General features: G+C 44.5%; 7 protein-coding genes and 1 pseudogene. 6 read left to right on the plus strand and 2 right to left on the minus strand.

What is annotated here, in order from left to right:
- Window positions 1–1,841 (minus strand): heavy metal translocating P-type ATPase (locus NTU69_04445; protein MCX5802775.1); only part of this gene is annotated, 1,841 nt, incomplete at its 3' end.
- A 131-nt stretch (window positions 1,842–1,972) separates the two neighbouring features.
- Between NTU69_04445 and NTU69_04450 the strand changes: the two genes are divergently transcribed.
- Genes NTU69_04450 through NTU69_04460 form a run of 3 tightly spaced genes read left to right on the plus strand, consistent with a single transcriptional unit; the run spans window position 1,973 to window position 5,441 of the window.
- Entirely contained in the window at window positions 1,973–4,078 is a 2,106-nt protein-coding gene (locus NTU69_04450; protein ID MCX5802776.1) for an adenylate/guanylate cyclase domain-containing protein, read from the plus strand.
- Window positions 4,075–4,542 (plus strand): SH3 domain-containing protein, encoded by a 468-nt coding sequence (locus NTU69_04455; protein MCX5802777.1) that lies wholly within the window; start codon window positions 4,075–4,077, stop codon window positions 4,540–4,542. Before NTU69_04450 ends, NTU69_04455 begins: the two co-directional genes overlap by 4 nt.
- The gene (locus NTU69_04460) at window positions 4,542–5,441 is read left to right on the plus strand and encodes a M48 family metalloprotease (protein MCX5802778.1); all 900 of its coding nucleotides are present in this window, start codon (window positions 4,542–4,544) and stop codon (window positions 5,439–5,441) included. The genes NTU69_04455 and NTU69_04460 overlap by 1 nt, the downstream gene beginning before the upstream one ends.
- Before the next feature lie 307 nt (window positions 5,442–5,748).
- On the opposite strand, the gene alaE is transcribed toward NTU69_04460, so the two are convergent.
- Window positions 5,749–6,174 carry an L-alanine exporter AlaE gene (alaE, locus tag NTU69_04465; protein ID MCX5802779.1) on the minus strand — a complete coding sequence of 142 codons (426 nt, stop codon included), beginning with the start codon at window positions 6,172–6,174 and terminating at the stop codon, window positions 5,749–5,751.
- A gap of 628 nt (window positions 6,175–6,802) precedes the next feature.
- Here alaE and NTU69_04470 point away from each other — a divergent pair.
- The 3 genes and pseudogenes from NTU69_04470 to NTU69_04480 all read left to right on the plus strand — a co-directional run bounded on the left by NTU69_04470 (window position 6,803) and on the right by NTU69_04480 (window position 9,328).
- Window positions 6,803–6,976, plus strand: a pseudogene (locus NTU69_04470) (integrase core domain-containing protein).
- A gap of 155 nt (window positions 6,977–7,131) precedes the next feature.
- A complete protein-coding gene (locus tag NTU69_04475; protein MCX5802780.1) occupies window positions 7,132–8,076 on the plus strand; it encodes a 3-oxoacyl-ACP synthase III family protein in 945 nt (314 codons plus the stop codon).
- Window positions 8,077–8,215: 139 nt separating this feature from the next.
- Complete coding sequence (locus tag NTU69_04480; GenBank protein MCX5802781.1) at window positions 8,216–9,328, plus strand: nitronate monooxygenase; 1,113 nt, start codon at window positions 8,216–8,218, stop codon at window positions 9,326–9,328.
- Window positions 9,329–9,597: the final 269 nt, after the last annotated feature.

A 9,597-nucleotide genomic window follows, 5' to 3' on the forward strand; every position in this document is an offset into this window, starting at 1 on the left:
TGTGCCTTTTTATCAGGAAGAACACGGTAGAAATATTTCTCTATGCCAACCTTTTCGCTTATCGCCTTTGCCCCTTCCATGCTGTCCCCTGTAATCATAACTGCTTCTATCTCCATATTCTTCAGTTCATCTATGACGCCCCTTGATTCCTCCCTCACCTTATCGCTGAAGGTAATAATCCCCATCACATTGTCATCGCTCCATACAAGTACTGGCGATGTTCCTGACTGTTCCTTTTCGTGATACTTCTGTTCAACATCATCGTCAAGTACCCTGCCCCCGTCTTTATACATGGATGTATTCCCGACAAAATAATGCCTGCCATCGATCTCTCCCGTAATCCCCTTCCCGACAATTGCCTGGAAATTGTCAACCTTCTGAGGGGCAATGCCTGATTCTTCTGCCTTTTTACGGAGTGCTTCTGAAAAAGGATGTTCCGATTGCTTTTCAAGGTTGTAGGCAACACTCAAAACATCCGCCTCGGAAACATTACCAACGGGAACCGCCTCGGAGAGGACAATCACCCCCTCGGTAAGGGTCCCGGTTTTATCAAAAAGCACATACTGCACCCTGTTTGTAAGCTCCAGTGCCTCTGCACTTTTAATCAGAATCCCTCTCTTTGCCCCGACACCCGATGAGACCATGATTGCTGTTGGCGTTGCAAGACCAAGGGCACAGGGGCATGCGATAATGAGCACACTCACAAAGGATAAAAGGGCATTAGTGAGCTTCGGTTCTGGCCCGAAGATATACCAGACAAAGAGCGCGCCTATGCTTATCAATATCACAATGGGGACAAATATGCCTGCCACTGTATCGGCAAGCCTCTGAACAGGGGCCTTTGTGAATTGTGCCTCTTCCACAAGGCGGATAACCTTGGACAATACCGTATCCTTCCCGATCCTTGTAACCCTCACAACTATTGAGCCCTTGCCATTAATCGTTCCGCCAATAACTTCATCTCCAATGCCTTTGTTCACAGGCATGCTCTCCCCTGTTATTATAGACTCGTCCACATAGGTATTGCCTTCTATTACCTCCCCATCAATAGGCACCTTCTCTCCCGGCCTGATCAATATGCGGTCTCCCTTCTCAATGGTATCCGTTGGAACCCTCTCTTCTCTGTTATCTCTCAGGACAACACATTCCTTTGGCGATAGCTCATAGAGCATCTTAATGGCTGTATATGTCTTAGTCTTCGCCTTTGATTCGAGGAACCTGCCAAACAGTATCAGGGTTATGATAACGGCACTGGAATCAAAATATGTATCGGGCTTCATGCCCGCAGAAATAATAATGTGCGGGAAAAACGTAACAAATGCGCTGTAGAAAAAGGCAGCCGAGGTTCCAACCGAAATAAGGGTGTTCATGTCAGCGGCAAAATGTTTAAGATTCAATAAGGCTGGTTTATGGAACCTCATGCCGAAATAGAACTGAACCGGGAGGGTCAGAATGAGCAGTACAAGATTGTTATACGGAAGGACCATCCACATGGAAAATACCATAATAACAGCGCTCAAAAGTGCAGACCAGATAAAGTCCTTCTTCAGTTCAGCCTCTTCCTTCTGCGCCCTGATCGTCACATCCCCTTCGAGGTCCACGTCATAGCCGATATCCCTGATGATCGAAATAACCTCCTTAAGCTCTATATCTTTCTTCGGGAATATAACGGCCTTCTTTAAAGGGAAATTGACCCGTGCCTCACTGACGTCTTCAAGCTTGTTTAACTCCTTCTCTATACGGACAGCACAGGCAGCACAGCTCATACCTTTTATTGGTAGTTCAATCTTTTCCGGCATCCTCTCTCCTTCAGAAATATTAATAGAATATAAGACATCCATAAAAAAATAACAATATAGCCAAACACTTTTGAAGTTTTGTGATTCCCTTGCCGAAATCTTATATGGTAGAATCTCTTCAGCTTTTATATTCTCCCTTTGCTTGTTGATTATTTTTCACACTGAGGCCACTAATGCCTAAAATCAGAAATCGCACCAAACAAATTATCGCCCTTGCATGTATATCCTTTGCCGTATCCCTGATTATATTTTTAACAGGCATTTCGGGCACCTTTGAGTACAAGGCATTTGACCTTTTTTCCAAATACCTTAACCCCCCGCATCCTTCTGATAATATCTTGATTGTACAGGTAGACCAGCAAAGCATTGACGCATTGAGCAAAGAGGGTATAACCTGGCCCTGGCCGAGACAGATGTATGCCCCGATAATAGAATACCTATCTGAAGCCGAGGCAGTATTCATGGATATACTGTTTACCGAGCCGTCCTCTTATGGACAGGAGGACGACGTAATACTGTCAAAGGCAATAAAAAAGGCATCGAATGTGTATCTGCCACTCTTTCTCACCGGACAGCAAAGGGCTATCACCGCAGAAGATGAAGGGTTTTTAAAACGTCTTTCAGTCAGGGATAAAATCTCTGCCCCCTTAAGCTTCAACTCTGTTATCGTACCCATCGATACATTAAGGGATGCCATCAGGGGGACAGGTAACGTAACTATTTCACCTGATGAAGATGGTGTTTATAGAAGGATACCCCTAATATTTCAACTAAAACAGCACGTTATCCCTCATTTTGTCTTAAGCTACCTCCTTCAGAAAAGGATAGTGAATATCGCCAATGGCTCTCTGTATGCAAAGGATACAACAATACCGCTTACGGATGGGAAGCTTATACTCAGATACTACAGGGAGAAAAATCCATTCCCACTATTTTCATTCGTTGATTTATTAAACTCCTATATAGCAGGTACTAAACAAAAGCTACAGATTATCAAAAAGGACCTTTTTAAAGGAAAGATTGTATTCATTGGCCTCACCGCTGCGGGATTGTATGACCTCAAGCCAACATCTATTTTATCCATATCCTCAGGCGCCCTTATCCATGCAACAACATTGAGCAACATTATCAACAAAAATTTCATCACCAAGCTGCACTGGATTTATGTGATTCTCTTCATGCTTTTAATCTGTGTTTTCATTGCATACTCTGTTTTGAAACATCATTCCATGTACATAAATCTATCCATTTTCATTATATCCCTTATAGTAATAGTAACTATTATTGCTTCGCTATTTAAAAATTCCCTCTATATCAACATAATTCCGCCACTTGTTTCGCTTGTTTTCAGCTTCATAATTTCTGTTGCCTATAGCTATGCAGTTGAAGGAAAAGAACGGCTTTTCATAAAAAGGACCTTCTCCCAGTATATGGACAAAAAGATCGTTGATTACCTGCTTCAAAACCCATCCTTAATAAAACCAGGCGGCCAAAAAAGAAGGGTTACGGCATTCTTCGCCGATATCGCAGGGTTTACAACGATTGCAGAAAAACATTCTCCTGAGGATACTGCGGTGATACTCCACAGGGTGTTAAATTCCCTTACAGAGGTTATTATTCAAAACGGCGGGGTCGTGGATAAATATATCGGTGACTGTATTATGGCATTCTGGGGGGCACCGGTTGAGACAGATCATGACCAGGTAAATGCGTGCAATGCTGCCCTCCAGTGTATTGAGAGCCTTAAGGAGCTAAATAATGCATTCCCCAAAAAGGGTTCACCTGAGATAGCGCTCAGGATCGGGATTCATACAGGTGATGCCATAGCAGGAAATATAGGCAGCGATAGACTTTTTAACTATACTGTCATAGGTGATACAGTAAACCTCGCATCAAGGCTCGAATCAGTAAACAAGGTCTTTAAAACAAAGATAATCGTGAGCGAAGATACAATCAATGGAACAGGCAACGAATTCTTTGCGAGAGAACTCGGGCTTATAGAGGTGAAAGGCAAAACCATCCCTGTAAAGATATTTGAAATAATAGGTGAAGAAGGCAGGATACCTTCAGAAAAAAGGGAGGTGGTAATGCCCTTCAATCAGGGATTGACACTTTATAAAGAGAAGAAGTGGCATGAAGCGCTTGGAGTATTTGACAACATACTAAAACAAAATATCGAGGATGGACCATCAGAATTCTACAAAAAGAAATGTGAATATTACATAGCAAATCCTCCATTGACAGAGAACCGGGATATTGTTAAGATGACGGAAAAATGAGTATTAAATTTTCATCTACAATCCTCTTTATAGTCCTGCTAACTTCATCATTTGCATCTGCAGAAACAGCATCGGTTATTACAAAAGAAAATGCCATAAGGGAAGAATGCAAGTTTTTCTCTCCAATAAAAACAAAGGTCAATTACAACGATGCTTTGGAGGTGCTTTCCCAAGCGGGTGACTGGTTTAAGGTAAGGTTCAAGGGCATAAATGGATGTATACATAAAAGCGCAATAGAAGAAAAGACCTTCAGCTTAAGCGAAACTATGAAGACAAAAAAACAGGCTACTACCCGGGAAGAGGTTGCGCTCGCTGGAAAGGGCTTCAACCCGCAGGTAGAGGCATCTTACAGGAACAAACACCCGGAGATGAAATATCACCTCGTCGATAAAATAGAAAGATTGAAACTCTCAGAAAATAAGGTATCCGAATTCATCCACAGGGGGCAACTCAGGGAGCCATAATGAAAAGGTCATATTTCACTCCTATCCTGTTCGCTATCATATTAATGGCATATGCAGTAACCGGGCTTAATGCCTTTTCACTCGACCTTTTTAAAAAAGGTTTACCATCCAGGGAGGCCGGTGTAATCGGAACAGCTCTAAAACAGGGGATGAAGGCATCAAGACCCATATCATCGGATGAAGAGTACTATATCGGACGGGCAGTGGCAGCGAAAATTATTTCTCTCTATCCCCTTCTGGAAAAGGATTCCCTTATTGAATATATAAATCTCGTCGGACAGGTGATAGCGCTCAACTCAAATAAACCGTTTACATATGGCGGATACCATTTTGCCATACTTGATACAAACGAGGTAAATGCCTTTGCCTGCCCTGGCGGCATTATCTTCATCACCAGAGGCATGTTAAACATTATACAGAATGAAGATGAACTTGCAGCAATCCTCGCCCACGAGGTAGCCCACATAAACAATCAAGATGGTATATCATCCATCAAGCAGTCACGCTGGACAGAGGCGCTGACCATAATAGGCGCCAGGGCTGTTAAGGAATACGGGGCTCAGGAATTGTCCCGCCTTGTGAGCATCTTTGAAGGGTCAATAGATGATGTGTTCAAGACACTCGTTGTGAACGGATACGGACAATCTCAGGAATATAGTGCTGATGAAGCTGCAGCCTCCTATCTTACAAAAGCAGGGTACAATCCCTCGGCACTCAAGGATTTCCTTGAACGTCTCATGGGTTATGGTAAGACATCAGGGGGAGGCATATTAAAAACCCATCCTGCAACTGCTGAGAGAATAGAAAATATTAAACAGAAGACAACGGAAGTGAAAATTGATGCATCTTCTTTCCAATACAGGACTCAAAGGTTCAAATCTTCTTTGACCCATAACTAAACACCATATCTGTATTTAAACCCTGATTATACCAAGTTGCAATCAACCGTCTACTTTAACAGTGCTGGGAAAGCTTTCCTGGAGAGAGCATCACGGAACTTTTGGTAACCAAACTTAGCCGCAACGAGCGTCCCGTATGGGTGAATTGCACTGTCTGAACCCCGCTGAAGCGGGGTGAGTTTGCAATTCAAGCGAGTAAGACTTTAGTTTGGTCAAAAGGTATCGTGCCAGCGAACGGAGGGAAGGCTTTCCCGTGAGCGTCAATGTTGTATTTTAATTGCAAATTGGTATTATGTGAACGAAAGCCCTATTCAAGTCTGCGAGCCCTGAACAACCATCGTGAGAAATCGAGAAACATCCCGTAGGGTCTTCCCATAAAAACTGATAGGACCGTGAGTGTACCACAAGCAGTTACAATCTGGCTTATTCGAGCCCCGGTTGAAGTTAGAATTATGGCGTAGAGGGTTACCTGAAATGTTACAAAGGCAAAGAGATCGGCAAGACCTTTTCTAAGTTTCCCACCTTCTTTTGCTTTTGTAATCCTTAAGACCCAATCTCTGTAAATCCCGTAGGGTCTTCCGGTAAGTAAGTTAGCCGGGATAGCAGTTAGTCTTGCCTGAATTGATTGGCCTATTGTCAGTCCGGAAATCAGTATTTCAATCACCATCCCCCCAATTGTTGAGAAGGTGATCATGGCAAAGGTATCTGCAAGGAAGCGGCGTACATGGATCACCTCCTAATTTAACCCCAAAAAATGCCTAAAACAAGGGCAAATATAGATATTTTTCGACATGAATTATTTTGATAGTGACATACAAGTATAATGAAATAGCTCATGATTCGTAGCGTAGGGCAGAGTACAGAGAGTTGTTGGCAGGCTGATAGCTTATAGATAAAAACATTTGTTTTTTTAATTTTAAGGGGTTAGAATTGTTAAATGGGAAATGGGGGAATCACGATTCATGATGTACAATTCAGGATATAACGCTATCAGCATTATTAGCTCTTTGCTCATAGCTGATAGCCATAAACTATGAGCTATGAACCATGAGCCACTCAGATTTTAATGCTTACTAATCACTATTCACCATTCACTAATCACTGTAGCTAAGGGGGGGGTATCAATCAATTGAAAAAAACTGATAATTCAAGACCTGACCCTATTTCGTTACCGCTGCCGTACTGGGGCTGGTCCATATCGCCTGTGACTATGCAACCTTAGGGGCATTTAAGATCGAACCTCTCCTTAGGATCATTATGTTCATGATTGTTGCCTATGTAACCAGTTACCTTGCCCTGAGGCCGGATCGAAAGAAATATTTTGCCGAAAGTCTGGTTCAAACGGCACAAGCCATTGTATTGGTGAGATATTCACCACACTTCTTGAGGCAAAGGTATTGATAGAAAACTGGAGAAGGGAATACAACACGATCAGGCCGCACAGTTCCTTAGGGTATAAGCCGCCTGCGCCGGAGATAAGAGCGCCATATCTGCAGAACTTTCTGGCAGAGGCTAAAAAAAAGGAGGAAGTCTAACTCTGAAGGTGGTACAATGAGTTGGGACAGGTCACTATCAGTAATCAGCATAGGTCTCTGAGCCTCTTTGAATGATACATACGGCATTATAGAAAGAAACTAGGGACACTATGGCCATTACAGAAGAAAGGGATTCAACGGTATATAAACCATCCATGTATATCAACGCAGCCTCACACTATTTACCCACCACAACCGTTCCCAACGAGTACTATGTAAATCTGGTAGGGCTATCTGACGAGTGGATTTATAAACGGTCCGGGATCCGGTCACGAACAAGGGCAAACACTAACGAAAATACGAACACCATGTCGATAGAAGCAGCGAAATCTGCAATAGACCGGCTTCCCTATCCGGTCGAGGATGTCGATCTCATTGTCGGGGCCACGTACACGCCGTACGATACTGTGGGAACCCTCGCCCATGCGGTACAGCGCTTCTTGCATATTCCTAAAGCACGGGTCATTTCCATTTCTTCTGCATGTTCCTCCTTCTTGAATGCCGTGGAGATCGTCGAGGGCTACTTCGCTACAAACAAAGCACAGAGGGCGCTTGTCGTTGCTTCAGAACATAATAGCGCCTACAGTGACGACAGGGATGTGCAATCGGGTCATTTATGGGGCGATGGCGCCGGGGCTGTATTTATTTCAAAAGAAAAGGCCTCCGAAGAGGACATAGAGATCCTTGACCTGAACACAACGGGGCTCGGTCACATCGGAAAAGGTATCGAGGGAGTATATTTGAGGCCCAATGAGGGCGGCCTCAAAATGCCTTTTGGCAAAGACATCTTTGTCAATGCAAGCAAATACATGGTTTCCGAGGTTAAGAACATCTTGAAAAAAAACCATTTAGCATTGGAGGAGATCGTTCATCTCATCCCGCATCAGGCTAATTCAAGGATCATCGCCCACGTCATTGAGGGCCTTGGATTGCATAACGGGGAGGTGATCATGAATATCGAAGAAACCGGCAATACGGGCTGCGCAAGTACAATGATCGCCCTTTCACAAAACTGGAAAAGGTTCCGGAAAAGCGAACTGATCGTTATTACTGTTTTCGGGGGTGGATACTCAAGCGGTGCCATGCTTTTGAAAAAGTAATATGGGGTGCAGCGGCTTCCACCGAAATAAAGGCGGAGAGGGAAGGCCGAAGAATATCCGGAAAGGTCGGAGGAGTGATTTCAGGAGCGTCGTATTCATCAAAAAAACTGCAATAGCTTGCAGGTAAGAGGCGTGAATCATGGATCCTAAACAGACATTGCCCTCCCTGGTCATTAAAGGGAGAACAATAAAGGTACCCATTATCCAGGGCGGCATGGGTGTGGGTGTGTCACTCTCTCCGCTCGCCAGCGCCGTTGCAGAAGAAGGGGGCGTCGGCATCGTGTCGAGCGCAGCCCTTGACAGGCTTATCACGAAAAGGACCGGCAAGAAACATACCACATATGAAGCCGTTTTTGAAGAGATATCGCAAGCGAAAGCAAAGGGCGGTGTATCGGGCATCAACATTATGGTTGCCCTCATAAAAACCTATGAAGATACAGTAAAAGCTTCCATCGACGCAGGAGCGGATGTCATTATTTCCGGCGCGGGCCTGCCGCTGGGCCTGCCGGTTGTCAAAAACCCTGGCGATACAGCCCTGATTCCCATCGTCTCTTCGGCAAGGGCCCTTGAACTCATATGCAAGAAATGGGAACGGGTAGGCTACAGGCCTGATGCCGTTGTGCTCGAGGGACCCCTGGCCGGTGGTCACCTGGGGTTCAAATTTGAGGACATATACCTCGAGTCGAACAAGCTCGAAAATCTCTTACCCCCTGTAAAGGAAATGGCAGAAAAATATGGCGACTTTCCTGTTATCGCAGCGGGAGGTATCTACACGCACGATGATATCGTAAGATTCCTGAAGATGGGTGCAGATGGGGTGCAGATGGGAACGCGCTTCCTCGTTACCCGGGAAAGCAGTGCAACTGATGAGTATAAGCAGGCTGTTATCAATGCCGGCAAGGAGGACATCATCGTGGCGCAGAACCCCGGTTCTCCCTGCGGTTTGCCGTTCATGGTTATTAAGGAATCACCTAGTTTCCAGAACGCGCTCCAGAAGAAGAGAAAACCCCGTTGCGATAAGGGGTATGTGCTGCGACCGGACAGGGAAGGAAATTTCAACCAATGCCGTGCACGACTTGATGACGGCGGAAATTTTTGCATCTGCAATGGCCTCCTCAGCTCCGCCGGGTATAACCCTGACCAGGAGGCACCCCTCTACACAGTCGGCGCTAATGGTTATCGCGTTGACAAGCTTACAACCGTCAAAGAATTGATTGCCGAACTGACGGGTAAAACAAACCAAAGCTGCTGAGTCGATCCAAAGCCCGGCCATCGAGATCCCCGATCATTCCACCTTGAGCAGGAAAGGCATGGCAGCTTTTCCCGGAATTTGGGGTCACGGAATTTGGGGTCAGGTCTTGAATTATAAGTTTTTTATATCATACGTAACCTTTTTTTGCTTTAAATCTCGATAATCTTTTTCATCGCTCTTAGCAAAAATAGAAGTAGAATAGAAGTAAAATAAAGGATAATTATATCAATTGTTTCAATGAGTTATAAACGGAGAGGGTGGGATTCGAA

This window comes from Pseudomonadota bacterium (assembly GCA_026388215.1).
Taxonomy (GTDB): domain Bacteria; phylum Desulfobacterota; class Syntrophorhabdia; order Syntrophorhabdales; family Syntrophorhabdaceae; genus JAPLKF01.